27 protein-coding genes are annotated in these 26,139 nt (G+C 40.1%); 17 read left to right on the forward strand and 10 right to left on the reverse strand.

Translation table 11 applies throughout. The annotated features are described in order from the left end of the window. The first annotated feature begins 141 nt into the window (after nucleotides 1-141). From K2F45_RS14840 to K2F45_RS14855, 4 genes are read left to right on the forward strand one after another with little or no spacing between them, the layout of a single operon-like run. Nucleotides 142-1,161 (forward strand): methionine ABC transporter ATP-binding protein, encoded by a 1,020-nt coding sequence (locus K2F45_RS14840; protein WP_075992862.1) that lies wholly within the window; start codon nucleotides 142-144, stop codon nucleotides 1,159-1,161. After that, nucleotides 1,154-1,807, forward strand: coding sequence for a methionine ABC transporter permease MetI (gene metI / locus K2F45_RS14845; RefSeq protein ID WP_075992863.1), 654 nt, complete (start codon nucleotides 1,154-1,156; stop codon nucleotides 1,805-1,807). The genes K2F45_RS14840 and metI overlap by 8 nt, the downstream gene beginning before the upstream one ends. Nucleotides 1,808-1,822: 15 nt before the next feature. Further along, a complete protein-coding gene (metQ, locus tag K2F45_RS14850) occupies nucleotides 1,823-2,635 on the forward strand; it encodes a methionine ABC transporter substrate-binding lipoprotein MetQ (protein ID WP_075992864.1) in 813 nt (270 codons plus the stop codon). Beyond that, nucleotides 2,613-3,032, forward strand: a complete 420-nt coding sequence (locus K2F45_RS14855) for a YchJ family protein (protein ID WP_075992865.1) — start codon at nucleotides 2,613-2,615, stop codon at nucleotides 3,030-3,032. Before metQ ends, K2F45_RS14855 begins: the two co-directional genes overlap by 23 nt. 70 nt (nucleotides 3,033-3,102) lie before the next feature. Here K2F45_RS14855 and K2F45_RS14860 read toward each other — a convergent pair whose 3' ends face one another. The 3 genes from K2F45_RS14860 to K2F45_RS14870 all read right to left on the reverse strand — a co-directional run bounded on the left by K2F45_RS14860 (nucleotide 3,103) and on the right by K2F45_RS14870 (nucleotide 6,158). Then, nucleotides 3,103-3,738: an alpha/beta fold hydrolase gene (locus tag K2F45_RS14860; protein ID WP_257787028.1), complete on the reverse strand. Its 636-nt coding sequence runs from the start codon at nucleotides 3,736-3,738 to the stop codon at nucleotides 3,103-3,105. A gap of 457 nt (nucleotides 3,739-4,195) precedes the next feature. Further along, nucleotides 4,196-5,632, reverse strand: a complete 1,437-nt coding sequence (locus K2F45_RS14865; protein ID WP_075992868.1) for a dicarboxylate/amino acid:cation symporter — start codon at nucleotides 5,630-5,632, stop codon at nucleotides 4,196-4,198. A 175-nt stretch (nucleotides 5,633-5,807) separates the two neighbouring features. Further along, nucleotides 5,808-6,158, reverse strand: coding sequence for a 4Fe-4S dicluster domain-containing protein (locus tag K2F45_RS14870; RefSeq protein ID WP_046672889.1), 351 nt, complete (start codon nucleotides 6,156-6,158; stop codon nucleotides 5,808-5,810). Nucleotides 6,159-6,314: 156 nt separating this feature from the next. Here K2F45_RS14870 and K2F45_RS14875 point away from each other — a divergent pair, with 156 nt between their 5' ends. The 6 genes from K2F45_RS14875 to K2F45_RS14900 all read left to right on the forward strand — a co-directional run bounded on the left by K2F45_RS14875 (nucleotide 6,315) and on the right by K2F45_RS14900 (nucleotide 11,042). Continuing rightward, nucleotides 6,315-7,328 carry an acyl-CoA reductase gene (locus K2F45_RS14875; protein WP_075992869.1) on the forward strand — a complete coding sequence of 338 codons (1,014 nt, stop codon included), beginning with the start codon at nucleotides 6,315-6,317 and terminating at the stop codon, nucleotides 7,326-7,328. Nucleotides 7,329-7,383: 55 nt separating this feature from the next. Then, nucleotides 7,384-7,587 (forward strand): fructose-6-phosphate aldolase, encoded by a 204-nt coding sequence (locus K2F45_RS14880; RefSeq protein ID WP_070561119.1) that lies wholly within the window; start codon nucleotides 7,384-7,386, stop codon nucleotides 7,585-7,587. A gap of 5 nt (nucleotides 7,588-7,592) precedes the next feature. Further along, nucleotides 7,593-8,273 (forward strand): cell division ATP-binding protein FtsE, encoded by a 681-nt coding sequence (locus K2F45_RS14885; protein WP_070561120.1) that lies wholly within the window; start codon nucleotides 7,593-7,595, stop codon nucleotides 8,271-8,273. Between the two features lie 152 nt (nucleotides 8,274-8,425). Beyond that, on the forward strand, nucleotides 8,426-8,977 hold the full coding sequence (locus tag K2F45_RS14890; RefSeq protein WP_075992870.1) for a nucleotide exchange factor GrpE: 552 nt from the start codon (nucleotides 8,426-8,428) through the stop codon (nucleotides 8,975-8,977). Nucleotides 8,978-8,987: 10 nt separating this feature from the next. Continuing rightward, nucleotides 8,988-10,142 carry a molecular chaperone DnaJ gene (dnaJ, locus tag K2F45_RS14895; protein WP_046672894.1) on the forward strand — a complete coding sequence of 385 codons (1,155 nt, stop codon included), beginning with the start codon at nucleotides 8,988-8,990 and terminating at the stop codon, nucleotides 10,140-10,142. A gap of 312 nt (nucleotides 10,143-10,454) precedes the next feature. Then, the gene (locus tag K2F45_RS14900) at nucleotides 10,455-11,042 is read left to right on the forward strand and encodes a porin family protein (protein WP_075992871.1); all 588 of its coding nucleotides are present in this window, start codon (nucleotides 10,455-10,457) and stop codon (nucleotides 11,040-11,042) included. A gap of 68 nt (nucleotides 11,043-11,110) precedes the next feature. Here K2F45_RS14900 and K2F45_RS14905 read toward each other — a convergent pair whose 3' ends face one another. Beyond that, on the reverse strand, nucleotides 11,111-11,884 hold the full coding sequence (locus tag K2F45_RS14905; RefSeq protein ID WP_075992872.1) for a C40 family peptidase: 774 nt from the start codon (nucleotides 11,882-11,884) through the stop codon (nucleotides 11,111-11,113). 73 nt (nucleotides 11,885-11,957) lie between these two features. On the opposite strand from K2F45_RS14905, the gene K2F45_RS14910 reads away from it, so the two are divergent. Beyond that, nucleotides 11,958-12,431, forward strand: a complete 474-nt coding sequence (locus K2F45_RS14910) for a universal stress protein (RefSeq protein WP_075992873.1) — start codon at nucleotides 11,958-11,960, stop codon at nucleotides 12,429-12,431. A gap of 81 nt (nucleotides 12,432-12,512) precedes the next feature. On the opposite strand, the gene K2F45_RS14915 is transcribed toward K2F45_RS14910, so the two are convergent. The 6 genes from K2F45_RS14915 to K2F45_RS14940 are packed head-to-tail and all read right to left on the reverse strand — an operon-like array spanning nucleotide 12,513 to nucleotide 18,739. Beyond that, nucleotides 12,513-13,688: an RsmB/NOP family class I SAM-dependent RNA methyltransferase gene (locus K2F45_RS14915; RefSeq protein WP_075992874.1), complete on the reverse strand. Its 1,176-nt coding sequence runs from the start codon at nucleotides 13,686-13,688 to the stop codon at nucleotides 12,513-12,515. Between the two features lie 7 nt (nucleotides 13,689-13,695). Then, nucleotides 13,696-14,979, reverse strand: a complete 1,284-nt coding sequence (locus K2F45_RS14920; protein WP_083663650.1) for an ABC transporter substrate-binding protein — start codon at nucleotides 14,977-14,979, stop codon at nucleotides 13,696-13,698. Next, a complete protein-coding gene (guaA, locus tag K2F45_RS14925; protein WP_075992875.1) occupies nucleotides 14,936-16,486 on the reverse strand; it encodes a glutamine-hydrolyzing GMP synthase in 1,551 nt (516 codons plus the stop codon). The genes K2F45_RS14920 and guaA overlap by 44 nt, the downstream gene beginning before the upstream one ends. A 42-nt stretch (nucleotides 16,487-16,528) precedes the next feature. After that, nucleotides 16,529-17,365, reverse strand: coding sequence for an orotidine-5'-phosphate decarboxylase (gene pyrF, locus K2F45_RS14930; protein WP_088161767.1), 837 nt, complete (start codon nucleotides 17,363-17,365; stop codon nucleotides 16,529-16,531). 22 nt (nucleotides 17,366-17,387) lie between these two features. Continuing rightward, nucleotides 17,388-17,981 carry a TlpA family protein disulfide reductase gene (locus tag K2F45_RS14935; protein ID WP_075992876.1) on the reverse strand — a complete coding sequence of 198 codons (594 nt, stop codon included), beginning with the start codon at nucleotides 17,979-17,981 and terminating at the stop codon, nucleotides 17,388-17,390. 14 nt (nucleotides 17,982-17,995) lie between these two features. Then, nucleotides 17,996-18,739 carry an RluA family pseudouridine synthase gene (locus K2F45_RS14940; protein ID WP_088161769.1) on the reverse strand — a complete coding sequence of 248 codons (744 nt, stop codon included), beginning with the start codon at nucleotides 18,737-18,739 and terminating at the stop codon, nucleotides 17,996-17,998. An 83-nt stretch (nucleotides 18,740-18,822) separates the two neighbouring features. On the opposite strand from K2F45_RS14940, the gene panB reads away from it, so the two are divergent. From panB to K2F45_RS14970, 6 genes are all read left to right on the forward strand, one after another. Then, nucleotides 18,823-19,638 carry a 3-methyl-2-oxobutanoate hydroxymethyltransferase gene (panB, locus tag K2F45_RS14945; RefSeq protein WP_088161770.1) on the forward strand — a complete coding sequence of 272 codons (816 nt, stop codon included), beginning with the start codon at nucleotides 18,823-18,825 and terminating at the stop codon, nucleotides 19,636-19,638. A 9-nt stretch (nucleotides 19,639-19,647) separates the two neighbouring features. Then, the gene (locus K2F45_RS14950; protein WP_157698466.1) at nucleotides 19,648-20,250 is read left to right on the forward strand and encodes a hypothetical protein; all 603 of its coding nucleotides are present in this window, start codon (nucleotides 19,648-19,650) and stop codon (nucleotides 20,248-20,250) included. Nucleotides 20,251-20,333: 83 nt separating this feature from the next. Then, the gene (locus tag K2F45_RS14955) at nucleotides 20,334-20,486 is read left to right on the forward strand and encodes a 30S ribosomal protein THX (RefSeq protein ID WP_075992880.1); all 153 of its coding nucleotides are present in this window, start codon (nucleotides 20,334-20,336) and stop codon (nucleotides 20,484-20,486) included. Nucleotides 20,487-20,673: 187 nt separating this feature from the next. Next, on the forward strand, nucleotides 20,674-21,735 hold the full coding sequence (locus K2F45_RS14960) for an efflux RND transporter periplasmic adaptor subunit (protein WP_075992881.1): 1,062 nt from the start codon (nucleotides 20,674-20,676) through the stop codon (nucleotides 21,733-21,735). A gap of 6 nt (nucleotides 21,736-21,741) precedes the next feature. Further along, complete coding sequence (locus K2F45_RS14965; RefSeq protein WP_075992882.1) at nucleotides 21,742-24,825, forward strand: efflux RND transporter permease subunit; 3,084 nt, start codon at nucleotides 21,742-21,744, stop codon at nucleotides 24,823-24,825. Between the two features lie 7 nt (nucleotides 24,826-24,832). Then, nucleotides 24,833-26,134, forward strand: a complete 1,302-nt coding sequence (locus tag K2F45_RS14970) for a TolC family protein (protein ID WP_088161772.1) — start codon at nucleotides 24,833-24,835, stop codon at nucleotides 26,132-26,134. Nucleotides 26,135-26,139: the final 5 nt, after the last annotated feature.

The following is a 26,139-nucleotide window of genomic DNA, read 5'->3' on the forward strand; positions in this document are numbered from 1 at the left end:
TATCTGGGTTCTTTCATTCTTTTTCCGTATGAAAGAACCCATTTTCTTTCACTTGATTTTATTTTATCCCTGGCATTTGTGTACATTTATATCAACATCATCCATTTGTCCAACTAAAATTGCTAAATCCCTACAGGGTCAATGATTCAACTAAACAACATATCCAAATCTTTTGAGGTAAAAGCGACACGTATTGATGCCTTAAAAGACATCTCACTGTCTATTGAAAAAGGTGAAATTTTTGGTGTAATAGGCGCTTCCGGAGCCGGCAAAAGTACTTTGATCCGTTGCGTCAACCTTTTGGAAAGACCAGACAGTGGTCAAGTAATTATAGAAAATGACGACTTGATGTCGCTATCTTCCACTGGTCTTATGTTGAAAAGAAGAAAAATTGGTATGATTTTCCAGCACTTCAACTTACTATCATCAAGAACAGTGTATGAAAATATATCCTTTCCGCTCGAGCTTGAAGGCAAATCGAAAGAATTTATCAGCCAAAAAGTGTTGGAACTATTGCGTTTGGTCGGGTTGGAAGATAAAGCCGACGTGTACCCTGCAAATCTCTCCGGAGGCCAGAAACAACGTGTTGCTATCGCGCGAGCATTAGCCAATGATCCTTACATTCTACTTTGCGATGAGGCCACAAGTGCCTTAGACCCCGCAACTACAAAATCCATCCTTAAACTGCTAAAAAAAATCAATAAGCAGCTTGACCTTACGATATTGTTGATTACCCATGAGATGGATGTTATAAAAAGTATTTGCGATCAGGTTGCCGTATTAGACCACGGAGAATTAATTGAAACCGGCCCGGTAGAATCAATATTCGCCAATCCTCAGCAAACAACAACTAAAAACTTTATTCAGTCTTCACTTGAAGTTGAAATTCCACTAAGTTTTCAGGAACGCTTAAAAAGCGCTGGAAACCCACTCGTAGAGATCTATCTAACTTCAAATGAAGAATCCATCCCATTTATACAGCATTTGGAACAACAATATCAAGTCAAGACAAATATCATTACCGCTCAAATAGATTATATTGGCGAAATGAAATTTGGTGTTATATTGGCCGAACTATCGGGTGAAAAAGAAAATGTAACGCGTAGTCTATCTTTCTTAAAAGAAAAGCATTCACAAACTAAAATATTAGGCTATGTCTGATCAGGTATTTAATCTTCTGCTATCGGGTACTTTAGAAACCCTAACCATGACTTTCCTATCAGGCTTCTTTGGTTTTGTCCTAGGTCTCCCACTCGGGATATACCTGTTCTTGACCCGAAAACATCAACTGCTCGAAAACAAAGCCATGCACCAACTTGTTTCATTGCTGGTGAATGTGTTTAGGTCTATCCCCTTTATCATACTTATCGTATGGATGATTCCGTTTACACGCAACGTTGTCGGAACATCAATCGGTATGGCCGCAGCATTGGTCCCCCTGAGTATAGGCGCGGCCCCATTTATAGCAAGACTTGTGGAAAATAGTCTTCTGGAAATTCCAAATGGCCTGATTGAAGCCTCAAGAGCAATGGGTGCAAATGCACAACAGGTAATTTTCAAAGTTTTACTTCCGGAGGCTCTCCCCTCACTAGTAAACAATGCGACAATTACCTTGATAACACTTGTTGGTTACTCCGCCATGGGCGGTGCTGTAGGTGCCGGTGGACTTGGACAGATTGGCTATCAGTATGGTTATGTCGGATATGATACTTTTATCATGAATTCTGTTCTAATTTTATTAATTTTAATAGTATTCCTGTTACAGTATACAGGAGATTACATCTCAAAAAAAGTAAACCATCGTTAACATAAATTATATCATATGAAAAAATTGAACTATGCATTTGCAATCTTAGCCTTCAGTCTCGTATCGATTGTAGCATGCAATAACAGAGAAAAGAAAGAGAATATCCTCAAAGTCGGTGTTGTGTCCGGCCCAGAAAAGGAGCTTGCGGAGACGGCTAAGAAAGTTGCAAAGGAAAAGTTCAATCTTGACGTTGAATTAGTGGCTTTCAACGACTATGTCGTACCCAATGAAGCCTTAAATCAGGGTGATATCGATGTAAACGTATTTCAGCATCAGCCCTATCTACAAGAGCAATCCAAACAACGCGGTTTCACGAAATTAACCATTGTCGGAAACACGTTTGTATTCCCCATTGTTGCCTATTCAAAGAAAATAAAAACAATCACAGAGTTACAACCGGGAGCCGTTATTGCTATTCCTAATGACCCTACAAATGGTGGACGCTCTCTTTTACTTCTCCAGCGCGAGGGAATTATCGGTCTAAAAGAAAATGTAGGTATCCAACCTAAAGTAACAGATATAGTAAGCAATCCTAAACAGGTTAACATCATCGAGATGGAGGCTCCACAGCTACCTCGCGTCCTAGATGATCCTCAGGTTACAATTGCCATCATCAACAATAGTTTCGCCTCTCAAGCTGGTTTAGATCCCGAAAAACAAGGCTTATTCACAGAAGATAAAGAATCGCCTTATGTTAATCTAATTGTTGCCCGCTCAGATAATAAAAACGATGAGAAGGTGCAGCAGTTTATCCAGGCGTATCAGTCACCAGAAGTCGAAGCGACCGCAAAAAAAGTGTTCAAAAATGGCGCCATTAAAGGCTGGTAAAATTTTAAACAGACAAGTGATAGAATCAGGCCAATTATGCCCTTGTGGCTCTGGCAATACCTATGGGGAATGCTGCCAGCAAATTCATCGTCTTCATGCCAAAGCAACCACAGCAGAGGCATTGATGCGCGCACGTTATAGCGCCTTTGCGACACAACAGATCGATTTCCTATACGATACGTTCCATCCCTCAACACGACGGTTCCAAAATAAACAGGCAATCGGACAATGGGCAAGGGAGAATAAATGGATGCAACTCTCTATCCTTAAAGCTAGATTACACACAGTCGAGTTTGAAGCACATTACCTGGATCCGCAAATGGAAGTTCAAATTCACCATGAAAAGTCAACTTTCAAAAAACAAGGTGATTTATGGTACTACGTGGACGGACGTTGATATAACATATTTCGCTTGCAAGCTATTGTAAAGGATCCCAGGCCGCCAACAACAGCTTGCAAGCAGCTTTTTATTTTATAAAAGAAAATATAGCATCAACAAAGGCTTTATTTTGCTCGTAATACAAGACATGCCCACCTTCGATGAGCACAGTTCTTTGGTGCGGAAATTGAAACTTTCGGTAATGATTCACCCCAATAGCATAATCCTTTTTACCCGCAATGACCAAAACTGGCACTTTAATCTTTTTTGTTTCTGGCCTAAAATCTTCGCAATAGATTTTATAATCCCATACATGTTTCCCAAAATCATAAGTTCGTTCAGGACTCTCATCGATATGATCTAGCTTATCGACCGTTTTCTTATCGTCAGAGAGCATTTTATAGCTCAAGTCCTTCGCTGAAAGTGCACGCCTCGCCAATGAAAAAGTTGTTAAGATAGAATCTCTGGCTGTAACCTTGAAGTTACTATGGATCAATTGGTTAACATACCCTATCTGATCTTCCAATGAACTATTGAGGTCTAAAGTCGAATTTGCCAATATTAAACCAAACAAATGATCTGGATATTTTTTCGCATAATTTACAGCGATTATCCCACCAAAGGAATGTGCCAATAGATAGATTCTTTCTACCCCTAGGGCATGACGAATAGCTTCAATGTCTTCTACCATGCGATCTAACGAATAATTTCCACTAGTCGACACCTCAGTCTTCCACAACCTCGCTGGTCCAAATACACCATCTTTAGCCGTTTTTCAAGAGCTCGACCTCCCATCTCCTCAAACGACTTACTCCAGGCTCCAGGCCCTCCATGTACGAAAATACAAACCGGACCATTTCCAGCAGACTTCGCAAAAAGTTTGACCCCATCCTGGGTTTCAATATAAACGGATGAATCACGATCCAAAGCAGTCGTCTTTGTTTGAGCAAATGCCATATTGATCGTAATCATTAAACAAAAAAAATAAAATATAGATCGTCTCATTTCCCCGTACGGATTTGGTTTAAAGTTCTATTTGGTTTAAAGAACGGTAGTTATTGCGCTAAATATAATAAATAGGCGCAGCAAAATCATCAACATGAGTTAAAGACAATAAAAAAGCAGTCTCAACGAAATGTCAAGACTGCTTTTCTTCAACGATTATTCGTCAGTTATTTCTATTAGATTGCCTCTTCAGTATCTTCGCGGTAAGGAGCTTCTTCATCAAACTCGCCCTCCCATTTAGCAACAACAACGGTTGCCAAACAATTTCCGATTACATTGACAGAGGTACGCGCCATATCCATGAGTTCATCGATACCTAAAATTGCAGCAATGACAAATGTTGGTAAACCAAACTGATCCGCTGTCGCAATCAAAATAATTAATGAAGCCCTTGGGACAGCAGCGACACCTTTAGAGGTGATCATCAATGTAAATGCAATCATTAATTGATGTCCAAACGACAAATGGATACCAGCCGCCTGAGCGACAAAGATCGCAGCCAATGATAAATAAAGTGAAGTACCATCCAAGTTAAAACTATATCCTGTCGGAATTACAAACGAAACAATCTTACGTGGTACACCAAATTTCTCCATCGCGCTCATTGCTTTCGGTAATGCCGCATCTGAGCTTGTAGTGGCAAATGCAATCGAAACAGGTTCCTTAATCGCATTAATAAAACGTTTCACAGGTATTTTCAGATAAAGTGCTACCGGAAGAAGAACCAGACATAAAAAGCACACTAAAGCAAAATACAGCGTCGCCAAAAGCATGAAAAGATTCTTTAGGATATCGACACCGAGATGCCCCACCGTGTAGGCCATAGCGGCACCAACCCCAATAGGCGCAAAGTACATAATCATGTTCGTAAACTTAAACATCGTTTCAGACATACTCTCGGTAAAATCAACCAAGGGTTTACGCTTTTTCTCATCTACCATTGCCAATCCAATCCCAAACAAAATTGAAAATACAACAATCTGTAAAACTTGATTATCCGCTACAGATTTGACGATATTTTCAGGAAACAAGTCGCGTATAAAAGAAGTGAACTTGTATACAGGATGCACATGGTCCGGAAGCGTTTTGAGGATATGCTCATCCATACTTTCCTTTGCTACAGGGAGTTCTTCATGTGGCATATGTGCAACATCAACGCCCACTCCTGCTCGAGTCAGATTTATAGCACCTAAACCAATAAAAATAGCACATGTCGTTGCGCAAAAGAAATAAAGCATAGATTTCCATGCCATACGTCCCACCTGTTTCAAATCAGAATGGCCTGCAATTCCATAAACAAGCGTAGAAAAAAGAATCGGTCCCACAATCGTCTTGACTAACTTGATAAAACCTTTACTCAAAGGTTGCAGGGAAATCGCTAAATTTGGAAAATCCAACCCGACAAATATCCCCATAATCATACAGGTCAAAATCCAGGTCGTCAAATTTTTCTTAAAGAGCGCATTTACAACCAAAACGGTAGCAACTATCCAACGGACAGCCATTAGAAATTCATGCGAAAAGCCTACAACATCAAATTCGTATAATACAGCAATGATACAAGCTAATGTAACTGTGATCAGGGTAATCAACCCTATTTTGGTTTTTAACATTTAAAAGATTTTAATGGTCAAAAGAACAAAAATAAAAAAATACTATGCTTTTGCAAATATTATTATTCCAAATAGCCAAGTTTCGCAACAAAATATCGATTTCGCCAAAATAGAAAGACACAAAAAAGGCAGGAAAATTTCTTATCCTGCCTTATATTTTAACGGAGTACTAAATTTATTCCGCGTGTAACCAAGCTTTTTTCGCTAATAGCTCATCGTTCGATTCACGTACATCTTCGTCATCCACACAACAATCCACAGGGCAAACCGCTGCACATTGAGGCTCATCGTGAAAACCTACACATTCTGTACATTTATCTGAAACAATATAATAGACTTCATTAGAGATTGCTTCTTGAGACTCGTTGGCATCTAGTGTAACACCATCGCCAAAATCGATAACCCCATCCAAAGCCGTCCCGTCTGAGAATTTCCAAGTTACACCAGCATCGTATATTGCATTATTTGGGCATTCCGGTTCGCAAGCACCACAGTTAATGCATTCGTCTGTAATTTTAATCGCCATTTATAACCTCACAATTATGATAAATAAACTATTTTTGCATTATCAATATGAAACAACGTCTGATTGAACAATAAGGCTAGTTGATTCACGTTGATTAATGTTAACAGCACAAATATAATACAAATTTGTGTATTCATCTTTTAAAATTTTAATATTTTGACAAAACAACAACGAATAAATGCATTTGTAAAATTAGGCGAACAGCTGCAAAAGCGCCCTGAAGATTTGATTCAAATCATTCAATTCGCCCAACATAAAAACCCTTGGTATACCCCTCAAAATGTTGAACGCGCCATTCAAGCCATTGCTGCCAATTTGACGATAGAAAAGCTGAATCACTGGTTGGCGCCTTATCCAGATCTTCATTCAACGAAAATTGTAGGTTTAATTCTGGCCGGCAATATTCCGTTGGTTGGCTTCCATGATATCCTATCGGTACTGATCAGCGGCTTTACAGCAAAAATCAAAGTCTCATCGGACGATGCAGGATTGACAAGCTATGTGCTCAACCTGCTTAAACAAATTGACCCATACTTTAATGATGCCTTTGAAATTGTTGACATTCTAAAAGATTTCGATCTGGTTATTGCAACAGGCTCTAACAATAGCTCCCGTTACTTTGATTACTATTTTGGCACCAAACCACATATTATTCGTCGCAATAGAAATAGTATTGCCGTTGTCGGTGGCCAAGAATCTCCTAACCAGTTGGAATCACTGGGACACGACATCTTTGATTATTTTGGGTTGGGCTGTCGCTCTGTATCAAAGCTATTTATTCCAAAAGATTACCCAATAGCACACTTCTTTGAAGGTATCGCTGCTTTTAACAGCATAACAGAGCATTTTAAATACAATAACAATTACGACTATAACAAATCCATCTATCTGATCAATGGCGACAAGCATTTTGACAATGGATTTTTATTGCTCAAAGAAGATGAGCGCACGGCTTCTCCCCTTGCTGTGGTTTATTACGAAACATACGAAACACTGGCTGAAGTTGAAAATAAGCTCAAACTAGCGCAAGAAAATATCCAATGTATTGTTTCAGAAATAGCATTAAATGTGCCGTCGCCGGTATTTCATTTTGGAGAAAGCCAATGCCCTGCTTTAGATGATTTTGCTGATGGCGTGAATACACTGGATTTTTTATTCGCAAACCAATAAGCTTCCTTTAAATTCATAGTAAATAAATTGCATTAAAAATACTAACTTTGAAATCATGTATATCATTAAAGTAAAAGGTGTCGCCAAAATCCCTGATTATGTTCAATTAAGAGATGATGCCTTCACCTTGCTGGCATATTTTAGAGTCGACCGCCCAGATAAATCACTCGATAAGATTGGATTAGGAGAAAAGGCAGAATATATCATGCAACTGGTTAAAGAAATGCCTTTTGGGCAAATTAAAAAATTAGAATTTTAGCTTCCATGATTGAAAATAAAGTAATTACATTAAAAAACGTTGATATCTTCCAACAAAAACATTTGGTATTGTCCAATGTCAATTTAAACATTGGTAAAGGAGAGTTTATTTATCTTATCGGCCAGTCCGGTAGTGGAAAAAGTAGTTTACTAAAAATCATTTACGGCGATTTATACATCGGCAATGGTGAGGGAATGATTGCGGGCTTTGATCTTAAGAAGCTGCACGAAAATGATGTTCCCTACCTGCGTAGAAAATTGGGTATTGTATTTCAGGATTTTCATCTTTTATCCGATAGAAGCATCGAGAAAAACCTCGAATTTGCACTGAAAGCAACAGGCTGGAAAGATAAGAAAATGATCGATAGCCGTATATTGGATGTACTGGAAAAAGTTGGGCTTCGTTCCAAACTTAAGAAAATGCCGCATGAACTTTCTGGCGGTGAACAACAGCGTATTGTAATTGCCCGCGCATTACTAAATAACCCCGAAATCATTCTGGCAGATGAGCCTACCGGTAACTTGGATCCTGCTACATCAGAAGAAATCGTCTTATTATTACGTGACATTGCCAATTCGGGAACAGCTATTTTAATGGCAACACACGATTATACCATTATCCGTAATATGCCATCCCGCATCATCAAAACCACCGATGGGGTATTACAGGACAATGTCAGTATCTAGACGGAAAACTGACATATAAAAAATGAGATTCCGACAAATTGTTAGGCTTTTTTAATAAAATCTGACAAGCTGTCGGAATTTTATTGTTTGGCAAAAACTTTGACAAACGAAGCATAGAGTAAATTTTTGAATCTAATTTTAGCATTGAAGATATGAATGAGCAAGATAATTATTACGATGAAGGTCAAGATCCAGTAGAAACAAATTCTTCTGAACAACAAGAACAGCCTGCTGATAATATAGCAGATGAACTGTCTACTGAAGAGAAATTGGCTGCAGAATTGGCAGAGGCAAAGGATAAATACATTCGTCTTTCTGCTGAATTTGACAATTATAGAAAACGTACAAGCAAAGAACGTGTTGAATTGATTCAATCAGCGGGAAAAGATGTCATTAGTAAGCTATTACCTACATTAGATGATTTTGACAGAGCATTAACAGCCATGGAAACTGCGACAGATGTTGAATCTGTAAAAACAGGAATGGATATTGTTAACAACAAATTCAGACAAACGTTGTCGCAATTGGGGTTAAAGGAAATGGAAGCTACAGGCCAAGCCTTCGATCCTGAATTACAAGAAGCTATCACGGCAATTCCTGCACCCACAGCAGAATTAAAGAATAAAGTAGTGGACGTGATCGAAAAGGGGTACTACTTAGGTGACAAAGTGATCCGTCACGCAAAGGTAGTTATAGGTCAATAATATTAAGACGATGTCAAAAAGAGATTATTACGATATACTTGGTGTCTCGCGATCAGCGGACGAGAAGGAGATTAAATCAGCATATCGCAAATTGGCGATAAAGTACCACCCGGATAAAAATCCTGGTGATCATGAAGCTGAGGAACAGTTTAAGGAAGCTGCTGAGGCATACGATATCTTGAGCAATCCACAAAAACGTCAACGTTATGACCAATTTGGCCATGCCGGTAATTCGGCAAGTGGTGGCTTTGGCGGTGGCGGCGGCATGAATATGGAAGACATATTCAGCCAATTTGGTGATATCTTTGGTGGAGGACATCCATTTGAAAGTTTCTTTGGCGGCGGTGGTGGCCAGCGTGGTGGCCGTCGGGTAGCTCGTGGAAGCAACTTACGCATAAAAGTTAAATTAACACTCGAAGAAATTGCCAAAGGCGTCGAGAAAAAGGTAAAGGTTAACAAACAAGTGGTCTGTCATTCTTGTGACGGATCTGGTGCTAAAGATAAATCTTCTTTCCATACCTGTAAAACCTGTGGGGGATCCGGATCAGTTAGAAGAGTAACAAATACCATCTTAGGACAAATGCAAACAACAAGCACTTGCCCTACTTGTAATGGTGAAGGCGTTGAAATTACAGCAAAATGTACAACTTGTAGAGGTGAAGGACTCGAACGCGGTGAGGAAACAATCGCAATCAATATTCCTGCAGGAGTAAGTGAAGGCATGCAACTTTCCATGAGTGGAAAAGGAAATGCTGCTCCGCGTGGTGGTGTACCAGGAGATTTAATTATCCTGATCGAAGAAGTACCACACGAAAGTTTAAAACGTGACGGACTAAATGTGATCTATGACCTATACATTAATTTCGTAGATGCGACCTTAGGCACAAGCGTTGAAGTCCCTACAATAGATGGAAAAGCGAAGATCAAAATTGAGCCCGGCACACAAGGTGGTAAAATTTTACGGTTAAAAGGAAAAGGTATTCCTGAAGTCAACTCTTATCACAAAGGGGATCAACTTGTATACGTTAATATATGGACACCAAAAGCCGTATCTAACGAAGAAAAAGAATTATTGAACAAACTGAAAGAATCGCCAAACTTTAAACCTCAACCAGGTAAAAGTGAAAAATCATTCTTCGAGCGAATCAAAGAATATTTCGATTAAAACCGGTCTTTCAAATACAAAAAAAAGCCATTTGTCCGCTGTTGACAAATGGCTTTTTTTTATCTTCTTACTTGAAATTGACAATTAAAAACAAAAAGTCAGCCTAATATCATTATTGTTAAATAGAAACGATAAAAATAAAAATACATCAAATTTTAATCAATTGAACCACTATAATTTACAATAATAACAAAACATCTAGACAATCCAGTGACAAAAAATTAAAATAAGATTTCGATATTTGACTAACAAATTTAAAAAGTCAGGAAGTAATTACTGGCAAATTAAAACAAACTATTAAATAAAAAAGACATGAAAAAAGTTTTACTAACATTGACTGCCATTGCAGGTTTAACAATAGCAGCACAAGCTCAAACTGAACAAGGAAAAATTATGGTTGGTGGTCAACTTGGCTTCGAAACATCAAAAGTGAAAGATACTGACCATAAAAATAATTCATTCTCAATCAACCCAACAGTTGGTTACTTTGTAAGTGACAACTTGGCAATTGGTACTGGAATTGGTTATAACTGGGGAAAAACTGAAACAAGTAAAGATAATAGTATTAAAAACGATGCTTTCCAGGTATCACCTTTCGCTAGAAAGTACTCTGCAAACGGCCCGGTAAGATTCTTTGCTCAATTATCAGTTCCAATGGCATGGGGTACAACTACAACTGAAGTAAATAACGTAGAGACAAAAAATAAATTCGAATCATATGGTGTGGAACTAGCTCCGGGTTTAGCTTACTTCCCGACAAGCAAAATCGGTATCGAATTAAAAGTCAGAGGTCTATACTACAACTACAATAAAGATAAAACGAATGACGTTGCAGTAAATACATTTGGTTTGAATGTTAACTCATTAGCGCCAACTTTAGGTGTACAATTCCACTTCTAGTCAATAAGGCGTTTGACAATAGAAAAGGCTATAATTACTTATAGCCTTTTTTTATATGTCCACCTTTATCAATTATACCGTTTAACAATCCGGAGTTTGTGTGTATAACGATTCTGTTCAGCATTAAAAATACCTTCCGTATCCATCCGATCAACACGGACTTTCGCTGAGGCGTGGATAATCGTATCGCGATCCAGCATAATTCCTACATGAGTAATCCTTCCTTCGGCATTGTCAAAAAAAGCCAAATCCCCTACCCGTATTTCCGAAACAAAATCCACAGTTTGCCCCATCTCTGCCTGCTGATAAGCATCACGAGGCAAGGAAAGATCAAAACAGCTATAAATCAATTGGGAGAAACCGGAACAATCGATTCCCCATTGTGAACGCCCACCCCATAGATAAGGAGTGTCCTTATAACTCAAAGCCAATCGCGACACCTCAGTTTCAAATTGATTTCTGGTAAACGGATTGATACTACCTTGATAAGTTAATCTCAATGGAGATAAATTGACAGTATTTGCTGCATCTAGGTAAAGCTTGGTTCCATGACAGAGCTGAAACTGTGCGGTATCAGTAAAAAGAACTCCCCCCTCCCTTCCAACGATAATTGGTGTTCCGGTCAGATAATGTTGCATATCCAAGTCGTTTAGTTCCTGAAACTGCCAGTTTTGAATCCAGCCTAAATAGTCCGTTTCCAACAGACGTATTGATGTCCAATCGGCCTGTTCATCAAGGATCTCAAAAAGTTCCCCAAACAATACCTGAGAAACCATCTCACTACGGTGTGCCTGTTCTAAACGTAACGGAACGAGAGCTAGTGTACAAATACCATATTTCATGTGCTAAACAAAACAAAATCGTCAAAAATGTGATTATATATTATATGACTAAGATAAATTAATTATAGTAGAAATGGAGAATACAAATTCAAAATTCAAAAGGATACTCGTCGCTGTTGACGACGAACCATGCTCAGAAAAGGCTATACTATATGCCAAAGAAATGGCCGCGGTATTTGGAGCCTCCATAGCGCTTGTCACTGTTGTTCCCCCTACTTCTCCGGCCAGCTTTGGTGCGGACCCGCTATTAGGTCAGCAACCCATCATCGTTCCAGAAGTATCAGAAATGGAACAGGATAATGCACAAAAATATCTTGAGAAAATGAGCCGCGAATTTACAGGCGCAGGCGAAGTATATCTTTTTAATCGAATCGGATCCATTAAAGAAGAAATTCTGGCGGCATCCCATGAGTGGTCTGCAGATCTTATTATTATGGGGACCAATGGACGGACGGGCTTTGATCACTTTATTTCCGGCTCTGTATCCGAATCAGTCATTCGTAAATCTACCTGCCCTGTACTCGTTGTTCCAAGTAAATGTGACTGATATTAAACGGTCCATATGTATAAAAAAAGGCTATTTTTTCATTGGAAAAAATAGCCTTTTTGCTTGTATTATATATATAAATTACTTTTTAATCAATCTCGCCACAAACATACTATCCGCTTTCTCTTCATAACCTTTCAAATAGTCCATACGTTCTATTTCAAAACCAAAATTATCTACAATGTAATTGACAACATCTTCGTTTTCTGCTTTAAAAATAGAGCAGGTTATATAAATCAAAGGCTTGCCCGCTTTAACATGCCCCACCACATTACTTGCAATATTCTTTTGTAGTGCATTGAATTCGGCAATCTTAGCGGCCCGAAACTGTCTAACCATTTCTGGTGTGCGCCCCCAAGTCCCCGATCCAGTACAAGGCGCATCCAATAACACCCCGTCAAATCGTTCGCTCCCAAGAATTGCGAAGCTATCCTTGGTAAGATCGAGTATTTTTTTTCGGTAATGCTTTATTCCGGCACGGTCAAAACGTTCATCGAGATTTCGGAGAATACTCATGCGAACATCAGAAACCAAAAGATTAACAGATGGACAAGCATCCATCAACAAGAGCGATTTCCCACCCGAAGCCGCACATGCATCCCACCAGGATTCTCTTTCAGCGGGTTCCATATAATCCAAAGTGCGCTGCGAAGACAGATCCTGCACTTCTATGATCCCATCCAAGACATCAAATCGCTGCAAGGATGTTCCATTATTCAAGGCGATAGTCTGATCGCCAATCATGGAATAAGGAATCTGATTGTTATCCAAAATAGCGCACACGACCTTTGTCTTCCCGCGTTTCACCCGAATATATAAGTTGGGCTGGATCAACTGGCTCTCTAAAAATTGCACCAAGTCAACCTCTTCAGAAATATAATCCGCAAAAGGAAAGAGGTCATTAAGTTTAAAAATACCCTCAGACGCTAGAAATGCAATTTTGTCTTTCAGCGGCAGATGGAGTTTATCGCTATAGGAAGGCTCAAAAAGGGCCACCAAGGGACTTTCCTGTTCACATAGAAATTCCGCAAGCACCAATCTACGCTGTTGCGACAACTGCGAAGCCGCCATTCCCAAACGAAAATAATTATAACATAAACGGGAGGTAGACTTCCGGTCGGAAGATCCCATTTGCTTGTTCAACTTAAAAAAAGTAGTCAAATAACGCGAAAATGGTTGATCAGCTTCAAAACCATCCATTGCCCGCTCAAAATTACGTATTTGCTGATGAACACGTCTTTCACTGAATTCAGCCATTCAAAGATTATTTTCTTTCAAATTTTTTGTTGTGATAAACCATTATACCCAAAGCTCTATTAGCATAGCCCCATTTTGGATAAAACTCAAATTTGTAATCGCTATTCAATCCCGAAAACTTATCTTGCGTCATTCGGCTAACATAATCCACGCCATATTTATGAATCAATCGACCGAAATACAATGCCGCATCATAACCTTTATAAGAAAACTCAGACGGGTCTACTTTATAAGCCGATTTATAATTTCCAATAAATTTCCGGGTATCACTATCACCCTCATTCACCAAGTTGGAAGAGGTAATAGTAAGTCCATAGAAATCCATATTTTCGAAATTCTCAAACGAAAGCTTAGCCATATTTGGATGTCCATACAACTTAAACTGGTTACCTGGATTCAAAAAGCGTTCGTCCATAGCATCCAAAAGCCCCTTTACCAAATTCTTATTGGCCGTACCAGAAATGACATGATTAGTTCCAGTCAACACAAGGCTATTGTTGAGCTCGTTGACGCTCATAACAGTTTTTACTTTTGCCTGTGCATTAGCCTTTGAAATTTCGCTAACAAAATTGACTAGAAACTGTTTGCTTTCATCGTCACCGGCATCGTATACCAGAATCTGATCACCCGTATAATACTGATCAGCAACATATTTTGCTAATGTTTCCGAGTGTGTACGAATAGATGGTGTGATGGAAACCAAATTAGGTAAGCTAAATTCAGAAGCCATAGTCGCCGCCAACGGAGAAACTTGTAACACATTCTTATTTGCAAATGTTTGCCCAAAGCTTTTTATCTCACGCGGATATACCGGACCGACCACAAGTACGGCATCTTTGACATTCGCCGAAGTCCCTAAAGTCGCATTGTAGGCAACATTGTCTCGAGAATCAATTACCTGTAGATCAAATAAAGCACCCTCTTTGGCAATTTTGTCAAGGCCCAATTGAAATCCCTGATAAAAATCAAGTGCCAAGGAAGAACGTTCCACATCTTCTTTTGTAATCGTCCCCGCAATACCACTTAACTCGAATGGTAATAGCAAGGCGATGCGATTATTTTTCACAGCATGGCCGTTGACATCCTGGATATCCCCCACTTTGGCAACGATCTTATCTTTGTCAACTGCCGGTTTAGTCACAGCAGTTTGCTGTTCGCCTTGACCAGAGGAAGGCGAACGCAATACTGTGCTTTTTTTCGTTGTGCAGCTTGCAAGACATAATGCTACAAGTGCCGCAACCCATATTTTATTCCCACTCAATTGTAGCGGGCGGTTTTGAACTGATATCATATACAACTCTGTTTATTCCTTTCACATGGTTGATAATTTCATTTGAAATTTTTGCCAACAGGTCATATGGTAAATGTATCCAATCCGCAGTCATTCCATCAAGAGAACCAACTGCACGTAAGCTAACAACATGCTCGTAAGTACGCTCGTCACCCATTACGCCTACAGAACGCACTGGCAAGAAAATTGTACCAGCTTGCCATACTTTATCGTACCAGCCAGCTTCCTTCAGATTATTGATAAAGATCGCATCAGCCTCTTGTACAATACGTACACGCTCAGGTGTAATATCACCTAAAATACGAATTGCCAAACCTGGTCCAGGGAAGGGATGTCTGCCTAAAATTGCCTGATCCACTTCTAAAGCTTTTCCTACTCTTCTTACTTCATCTTTAAACAACGTTTTAAGTGGTTCTACGACTTTCAATTTCATGAAATCAGGTAAACCACCAACGTTATGGTGCGATTTGATTGTTGCTGAAGGTCCTTTCACTGAAACCGACTCGATAATATCTGGGTAAATTGTTCCTTGTCCCAACCATTTCGCTTCAATTCCTTCAGGTAATTCCTTTTGGATTTCTTTTGCAGCTTCATCAAAAACATCAATAAATGAATTACCAATGATTTTACGTTTCTCTTCTGGTTCAGAAACCCCAGCTAATCTACCATAAAATAAATCCTTGGCATTTATTCCTTTAATATTTAACCCCATATTTTTGTAAGAATCCAATACCTGCTCGTATTCATCTTTACGAAGCAGACCATGATCTACGAAAATACAATGTAAATTTTTTCCGATTGCTTGGTGCAACAATACTGCTGCTACTGTTGAATCTACTCCTCCTGACAAAGCCATGATAACGTGATCGTCACCCAATTGCGCTTTCAAAGAGGATACTGTTGTTTCAACAAATGCGTCTGGTGTCCAATCCTGTGCACAACCACAAATGTCTACAACGAAGTTTTTCAATAAGATAGCCCCATCAGTACTATGTGTTACTTCCGGGTGGAATTGTATACCATAGGTACGGGTGCCTTTTACTTGATAAGCAGCAACGCGAACTTTATCCGTACTTGCTATAATATCAAAATTTGCAGGAACTTCTTTGATAGTGTCTCCATGAGACATCCATACCTGCGATTGAGTTGGTACTCCTGCCAATAATTCATTCTCACTATTGACAAACTGCAGATTTGCACGACCATATTCGCGGATTTCAGAAGGTAACACTTCACCACCTGATTTTTGAGCAATGTATTGTGCTCCGTAACAAACTCCTAAAAGTGGGAAACGATCCTGAATAGCGACAAAATCAATTTGCGGTGCATCTTCTTGTCTAACAGAATAAGGACTTCCTGAAAAGATAACACCTTTTACGGAGTCATCAAAATCTGGCAATTTATTGAACGGGTGTATCTCACAATACACATTTAGTTCTCTGACACGTCTAGCGATCAACTGTGTGTACTGAGACCCGAAGTCTAGAATTATAATTTTTTCTGGCATGCTGCAAAGGTAAGTATTACGAATGAATTATTAAATGTCAAATCAGGAAATAATGCCTGCTTTTAACAGTTCTACTTCCATTTCTTTCTGTAGAATTAGGGCTTCCTCTCGTGCTCTTTCAGCGAAATCACGTCCTTTTGAAGCATAGATAATTCCTCTTGTGCTGTTTACTAAAAGCCCACAATCTTTGTTCATACCAAATTTACAAACATCTTCAAGCGAACCTCCTTGCGCCCCCACTCCTGGAACCAATAAAAAATGGTATGGTGCATGTTCCCTAATTTTGATAAAGCCCTCTCCGCGTGTTGCTCCGACAACATACATCAAATTGTCAGGTGTCCCCCAGGTATTGACTTTATCGATCACCTGTTCGAACAATTGCAGCCCTTCTTTGTTTTCAAAATTTTGAAAGTCCAAGCTACCCTCATTCGATGTCAAAGCAAGTACGATTGCCCATTTATCGTTAAAATCCAAAAATGGAGTCACCGAGTCCTTCCCCATATAAGGTGCGATTGTAATACTATCAAAGCCAAGACCAGACGTCTTTTCATCAAAAAATGCCATCGCATAACGTCCCGACGTATTGCCAATATCCCCCCTTTTTGCGTCAGCAATACTGAAACAATCCTTTGGTAACGCAGCCCAGGTTTTTTGAAGCGATTGCCAGCCTTTGATTCCATAACATTCATAAAACGCAATATTGGGCTTATAGGCAACACACAAATCAGCCGTTGCATCTATGATAGCCTTATTGAAGCTATAGATCGGATCCTCATCATCCAAGAGATGCTCCGGGATTTTCGTGAGGTCTGTGTCTAATCCGACACATAAAAATGAGCGTTTCGCTTTTATTTGATGAATAAGTTCTGCTCTTGTCATGCTATATTTAGAGATCTTAAAATTATTTATTGATTAAATCTTGAATAAATTTACCTACATCAGGGCTTGAATAATCCGCCATACCTTCATGCCGTGTCGCTACATTACCCGCTTTGTCCAATATCACCGTTGAAGGAATAGATCCCGAGAGCCACTCCTTTGGAATATCGCTGTCTGGAAAACTAATCGGCAAAGTCAGCTGCTGTTCCTTCATAAAAGCCTCTGCTTTTGCTTTCCTGCCTTCTATCTCCACAATCAAAAACACCATATTTGCGTTATCTTTATAGCGATTATAGAGTACATTGATCGAAGGCATTTCTGCGCGACAAGGTGCACACCACGTTGCCCAAAAATTAATAAACACCACTTTTCCCTTCAGATCCGCCACCTTGACTGTTTCTCCCAGCGAATTGACAAAGGAGACATGACTGAATGCGCCCCCTGGAGCCACCCTATCGGATTCTTTAGAAGCTGAATTAAGCTCCAGTTTAGGTTTGAAAAAACCCATTTTCATTAAAAATTGCTGAAAATAACTTCTACTTGTTGGCCAGATCAACAAACCGATGAGCAGTACAAATACAACGTTTCCGATTATCTTTTTTGTCTTCGGACTCATAGGTAATCCCGCTATTAAGAATCAAACTTATCCAACAGCTTCAACAAGGTCGCAAAATCCTTTGGATAAGGTGCCTCAAAAGCCATCTTAACTCCGTTCAACTCAAATTCAACATGTTTTGAATGTAGTGCAAAACGCTTCATAATGGGTTGTTCCTCTTCATCTTTGGATAATGTATATCCCCTTTTCTTGATTTGGGACAAATACACAGGTTTACCGCGATACATGTCATCCCCCACAATAGCGGCATGTTGTGTCGCTAGGTGAATACGGATTTGGTGCATGCGTCCTGTAATGGGTTTACATTCCACTAAGGTATAGTTCTTGTAGTATTTGATCGAATTAAAGATGGTCTCTGCCGGTTTGCCGTTTGCACGATCAATAGATACATTTTTATTGCCTTGGTTCAAGATGGGCAAATCGACAAGCAAATCCTGAAAAGTATGTGTACCACCTATGATTGCATGATAAATCTTATTCACTTTTCTTTTTTCAAATGCAATGGAAATTGTACGGTATGTTTCTGGATTTTTTGCAATTAATAAAATACCCGAGGTCTCTTTATCCAGGCGGTGGCATACCTGTGCATCAGGATGATATTTCTTCGCCAAGCGAAGAATATTGACCTCCCCACCCTCACGTTCATCTAAAGAAGCGACAAACGGCGGTTTATTGATAACAATCAAATTTTCATCCTCATGGATGATTAATTCTGAAAATTTGGGAAATTTAAATAGACGATTCTCATTTTGTATCATTTTGCAAAAATACAAAACACAAGGCAGAATATTGGTCAATGTATGATAAAAAGCTTACTTTTGAACACACAATATAAGTTAAGATGTCTGTAAACAAAGAAATGAAACGAGTAAGCACAGCAATGCTGCAAGCCATGAAAGAACGTCAGGAAAAGATTTCTATGCTTACAAGCTATGATTACTCCATGGCCAAAATGGTAGATCAAGCTGGTGTTGACGTTATTTTGATTGGAGATTCCGCTGCCAACGTATTTGCTGGCTACGAAACAACCTTGCCTATCACCCTAGATAATATGATCTACCATGCCGCTGCCGTTGCTCGGGGTACCGAGCGTGCCATGGTATTAGCAGATTTGCCATTTGGATCTTATCAGGGCTCTGCCAATGAAGCTTACAATGCAGCTGTACGCATGATGAAAGAATCAGGTGCGCACGCATTAAAACTCGAGGGAGGACTTGAAATCATCGAAAACATCAAAAAAATCATTGCCGGAGGAATCCCTGTATGTGGACACCTGGGCTTGACTCCCCAATCCATCAATAAATTTGGAAATTTTGGTGTGCGGGCAAAAGAAGAGCAAGAAGCCGCTAAATTAATAGAAGATGCACTCGCTTTGCAGGAGGCGGGCTGTTTTGCAATTGTTCTGGAAAAGATACCGGCAAAATTAGCTAAAACAGTAACCGAAAAACTAGCGATTCCAACAGTTGGTATTGGGGCTGGGCCGGATTGCGATGGACAAGTCCTTGTGATTAACGACATGCTTGGAATGAATGCCGATTTCAAACCAAAATTTATGCGTCATTTCGCTAATTTGCACGAACAAATCACAACAGCAGTAGCAAATTATGTGGCCGAAGTAAAAGCAGTACAATACCCGAACGAAGACGAACAATACTAGAAGAAAAATATGCGGTTTTTGATCATTGGGCTTATTGTTCTTATTGCTTATCTGATGATACGCAAAAAATTCAATCTATTTGGGTTTACCGAGGATATGTCCAGAAATTTAAAATCAGGTTTTCAGTTGATTGAAGCTTCATCTCCAGTCATCCAGGCAAATCTAAAGAAGAGTGTTTCCAATGCCGTTATGGGGATTATCCTCATTTTGATCACCGTGTTGCTGTTCATGAAGATAAAAATTGTCCTGTTCCTGCTTCCGATTGCCTTTTTCTTGTTGGGCTATCTCTTTCTGTTCAACAACCACTTTAGTAAGCTCAAAAGCCAACAAATATGGTACAATGCCAAAACCAATGAGGTTTTTATTGAACAGCTAAAAGGAGAAAATTATGCTTTTAACATTTTTAAGGACATAGAAGCCGTTCAGAAAATCGAATCAATTCAAACGACCAAAGGGTTATTATACGGCTACTACCGTATCAAGTTAAAGAACAAAATATTGGAAATCCCCTATTTAGTCGCTGAAAACAGGCTCGTCAATAATTTATTTTTCGACACGATTAACCAAAACTTCAATGTAGCTATTCAAAAACGTATTTTTCCAATTATTTAAAAATGAACAGGTTGAACATCCGAAAAGAAAGTGTTATATTTAGGTAATCAATATAATTTGTTAAAACCAAAATATTTTACACTATGGGAAAAGGTGATATCAAGACCAGAAGAGGAAAAATATCAAATGGTTCTTTTGGAAAAAGAAGACCACATGTATCGAAAGCTGCCATCAAGCCAAAAGTAAAAAATGGGGCTTCAAAAGAAGTGGAACAAAAAGCAAAATCAAAAAAATAGTAGTCAATAAAGCTAGAAACTTATTTCTGGCTTTTTTTATTTCCAATCGTTCCCAATACGCCCATTTCGATGTCCATTTGCAAAGTTTTGGTCCTATTGTAAAATCCTTTTGACAACTGATATCCTCATAATAATAAACCTATATTTACCCGTTAAATGTAAAAAGTACATAAGAGACTATATCCGTATGAATAAAAAATCGATCATTTACCTCCTTTTGGCTTGTGCTGTGTTTGGAGGTGGATACTTTCTGATAACTGCTAAAAAAGACAAAAAAGAAGCTGATAAGCCCAATGGGAAAAAAGATATGCCAGTCCCCGCACAGGCTATCATTGCCAAATCTTCCGTCGCCGATCGATCCATTAATCTCTCAGGAAGCATTGACGCAGAAGAGCAGGTTGAAATCAGAAGTGAAGTAAGTGGTCGAATCACCAAAATCTATTTCTCCGAAGGGCAGCGCATCAAACAGGGCGAACCCTTGATCAAGATTGATGATATTGAACTTCAGGCACAATTAAGACAAGCACAAACAACAAACCAGCTGAATGCCGAAAATGAACGTCGGGCCAAACTGCTGCTGCAAAAAGGAGCAATCAGTCAGGAGGAGTTTGATATAGCCAGTGCAGCTTTAAAAACCTCCTTAGCACAGATCCAGTTGATTCAGGCACAAATATCCAAAACAACCATCCGCGCCCCTTTTAGTGGCATGATTGGACTTCGGAATATTTCCGTAGGAGCCATTGTCTCATCCAGTACCCTGATTACAAACTTAGTGAAGGACAATCTTGTCAAAATTACCTTTGCAGTTCCCGAAAAATACAGCAATATTGTTAAAATAAACATGCCCATTGAGTTCAGCGTAGCCAACGACCCAACCATCATAAAAGCAAACATTTACGCCGTTGAACCGCAAGTATCACTTAACACCAGAACACTCACCGTCCGCGCCAGAGCAACGAACGATCAGGGTAAATTGAAAGTCGGATCCTTTGTCAATGTGATTGTGCCGATCGAAGTGGAAAACGATGCGATATCCATTCCAACAGAAGCCATTGTTCCCGTACAGGATGGAAAAAAGGTCTTTGTATTACAGCATGGCCTTGCCAAGGAAGTGAAGGTTGAAACAGGTGCGCGTACCGACAAAGACATCGTCATTCTATCTGGCATCAGTGCCGGTGACACCGTTTTAACCACGGGCGTTCTGTCGTTAAAAGATGGAGCAAAAGTTAAGGTATCATTAGCTAACTAGTTGTACATGAATTTATCTGCAGTTTTTATTAAACGTCCTGTTTTAACTATTGTCGTCAATATTACCATCATATTGTTTGGCTATATTGGTTTTAGTTTTCTAGGCGTACGCGAATACCCCTCTATTGACCCAGCGATTGTTTCCGTCAGAACAAACTATGCCGGTGCCAATCCAGATATCATTGAATCTCAGATTACCGAGCCGCTAGAAAAGGCCATAAACTCGATCGATGGTATCCGCAACATCTCTTCTTCGAGCAATCAAGGATCCAGTAATATCACCATTGAGTTTGACTTAAAAAAGAACCTTGAGGAAGCCGCAAATGATGTCCGGGATAAAGTATCCCAAGCCGTGCGAAGCCTACCACAGGATATTGATGCCCCACCAGTGGTATCCAAAGCCGATGCGGACTCCGATCCTATTATTACATTGACATTGCAAAGTGAGACGCGCGATAAACTTTCGCTGAGCGACTACGCCGAAAATGTGATTTCCGAAAGGTTGCAAACCATCCCCGGTGTCAGCAGCACACAGATCTATGGTCAAAAACGTTACGCCATGCGTCTATGGCTCAACCCCGACCGTATGGCTGCCTATGGTATCACAGCTTCGGATATTCGTACGGCATTGAATAGCCAGAATGTTGAATTACCTTCGGGGAAAATTGTCGGAAACACAACCGAGCTCACCGTAAAAACCGTCGGCAACCTGTCTACTCCTGAGCAATTCAATAACATCATTTTAAAGGCCGATAGCAGCCGTATCGTCAAGTTTATCGATATTGGCCGGGCAGAAATAGATGCTGAAAATCTCGAAACAAAAATGGTCAGTAACGGTAAACAGCTGGTCGGTATTGCCATTATTCCGCAGCCAGGAACAAATTACCTCGATATTGCCAACAATTTCTATAAAATGCTCGATCAGATCAAAGAAGATCTGCCGCAGGATATTATACTCAACATCGCTTCTGATAATACGACATTCATCAAAAAATCTGTTGAGGAGGTCGCCGAGACACTCCTGATTTCGATCATTCTGGTCACCCTAATTATCTATTTTTTCTTCCGCGACTGGGGTATCGCACTACGTCCTTTATTGGACATTCCCGTATCCTTGATCGCGACATTTTTTATTATGTATATTTTCGGATTTTCTATCAATGTACTGACACTGCTCGCTATTGTACTCGCGACGGGGCTTGTTGTCGACGATGGTATCGTTGTTACCGAAAATATCTTCAAGAAAGTTGAAGAAGGAATGTCCCCTATTGAGGCGGCCCTGAAAGGGTCGAAGGAAATATTCTTCGCTGTTATTTCCATTTCAATCACACTTGCAGCCGTATTCTTACCCGTTATATTTCTTCAGGGATTTGTGGGACGGCTTTTCCGGGAGTTTGGTGTCGTCATCGCCTCGGCCGTATTGGTTTCCGCATTTGTTTCCCTCACCCTCACGCCGATGCTCAATGCCTATCTAATCAAAGGTGGTGGACACAAGAAGACGAAATTTTACGATTGGACCGAACCAATGTTCGTCAAAATGAATAAAGGTTATGCCAATGCACTGGAGAAATTCATGAAATTCAAATGGATCAGCTTTCCAATCCTGATCCTATGTTTTGTCATTATTGGCATCCTTTTCTCCTCCATTAAAAAAGAAACGGCGCCTTATGATGACAGAAGTAATATCTCCGTCAATGTGACAGGCCCGGAAGGTGCTACCTATGAATACATGGACCGATACATGCAGGAATTGGACAAATTGGTCTACGATTCCATTCCTGAGAACAAAATCAGTTTAAACATTACCTCTCCGGGTTTCGGCGCAAGCTCAGTCAACTCCGGACGTATACGGATGACTCTCGTTGATCCAAGTGAGCGTAAAAAATCACAGGACGATATTGCCAAAGAGCTCACTAAATGGACAAAAAAATACGATGGTGTCCGCGTCAATGTTTCGCAAACGCCGACGATATCCATGAATCGCAGAGGTGGATTACCTGTTCAGTACATTATCCAGGCACAAAATTTTGAAAAACTTCAGGAAAAGATACCCGAATTTATGAATGAGGTCAACAGCGATCCCGCATTCTCCACAACGGACATCAACCTGAAGTTCAACAAACCCGAACTGCATGTCGAAATTGATCGTCTGAAAGCCCTCAGTCTGGGCGTTTCCGTACTTGACGTTTCGCAGTCCCTCCAATTATTACTAAGCGGCCAACGTTTCGCTTATTTTATGCGTGATGGCAAACAATATCAGGTCATAGGCCAGGTTGAAAACGACCGTAGAGCCACACCTACAGACCTTGCGTCAATTTACGTGCGAAATAACCTCGGACAGCTTATCCAGTTAGACAACGTTGTAAGCGTTAAGGAAGAGAGCAGTCCACCCCAACTCTACCACAATAACCGCTACATGTCGGCTACAGTTTCAGCCGGTTTGGCGCCGGGCATGAGTATGAGTGACGGCATTGCAGCAATGGATCGCATAAAAGAAAAGGTCCTCGATCAGAGTTTCACCACCGACCTCAGTGGCGAATCACGTGACTTCGTTGAAAGTAGTTCCAATACACTATTTGCCTTTGGCCTTGCTTTGTTGCTTATCTACCTGATCTTAGCGGCCCAATTTGAAAGCTTCCTCGACCCATTTATCATTATCCTTACGGTACCCATGGCCGTTGCCGGAGCACTGATAAGTCTATGGTTATTTGATCAAACCTGGAATATATTCAGCCAAATTGGAACGATTATGCTAATTGGTCTCGTGACCAAAAATGGTATCTTGATTGTTGAGTTTGCCAACCAGATGCGCGAAGAGGGAATGGAAAAATTTGAAGCAATTATGCACTCTGCCGAATCACGCCTCAGACCGATCTTAATGACAAGTCTAGCCATTGCCTTGGGCGCATTACCGATTGCCATGTCACTTGGAGCTGCTTCAACGAGTAGAATTGGTATGGGGGTTGTTATCGTTGGTGGTACAATATTCTCCCTTATCCTAACCTTGTTCATTATCCCGGCAATCTATTACATGTGGTCAAGACAAAAAAAGCATAGACCTGAATTTGATAACATTAAAAGCTACGAATAATAAAGACATGAAGAGAAATTTCATCCTACTAGTATTACTTTACTCCCTCATGTTTCAAGCTCGTGCACAAGAGATACTGACCTTGGAAGATGCGCTAAAAACAACGTTGAGCAATAACTTCAATATTCTTTTGGCTAAAAATGACAATAACATCGATATGGAGAATACCAGTCTGGGAAGCGCCGGTATGCTTCCAGCGGTAAGTGGAACGTTCAATAGAAGCAACTCCATCCAGAATTCAAGGCAGGTCAGAGCAGATGGTCAAATACAGCAGATTTCCAATGCCAAAAATGATAACATGTCTTATGGAGTTAACCTAAACTGGACGATATTCGATGGATTGGGCATGTTCGCCCGTCGCGACCGCTTCAAAGAAATACAACGTCAAGGGGAAGCGGAGATTAAATATCAAGTGATTACCCAGCTCAGCGAAGTCATGGCTACCTACTACAATCTGGTGCAACAAAAGCGCCTGATAAATGCCCTAGATACAACCATCACCTTATCGAAATACCGTGTCACGCTTGCCGAAAATCGCCTGGAGATCGGGAAAGGCTCCAAGCTTGACCTCCTGAATGCAAAAGTCGATTTAAATACCGATCAGACAAACTTACTCAGACAACAGGAAAGCTTCAAAAATACCAAGACTTACCTCAATCAGCTGATGACGCGCGACTTGAGCCTAGATTTTCAAATTGAAGACGACATGAAACTTGATACGGATCTTAAACTTGGTAATCTGATCGAAATTGCCGATCGACAAAATCCGCAAATTCAGCTTGCCATCATCAACAATCGGGTGGCCGAGCTCAACTTAAAAGCAGTTAAGGCCGAACGTTATCCCAAAATTGGCTTAAATAGTGGGTACAACTGGAACGAATCCCACTCCTCCCTCGGATTCTCGACAGAAAACAAAAATAGAGGTCTTACCTACGGCGTATCGGCTTCCCTTAATATTTTCAATGGATTTCTGCAAAATAGAAACGAACGGATTGCCAAATTTCAGATTAAAGGCTCCGAGCTACAGATACAGCAACAAAAACAGGATATCCAGGCTCAGGTCAGAACCCTATTCCAAACCTACATCACCAATATGGAGCTGGCTAATGTAGAACGGAAAAATGAGGAGCTGGCAAAAGAAAATTTAAACATCACCATGGATAAATTCCGTATCGGTACCATCACAACCTTAGAAGTAAGAACAGCGCAGTTAAACTACATCAATGTAATGACACGTAGCTATACAGCGCAATATGATGCGAAGGTATCCGAGATACGCCTAAAAGAATTAACAGGCGAAACGTATTAGAAATT

It is taken from the genome of Sphingobacterium siyangense, from assembly GCF_023277505.1.
Lineage (GTDB): Bacteria > Bacteroidota > Bacteroidia > Sphingobacteriales > Sphingobacteriaceae > Sphingobacterium > Sphingobacterium siyangense.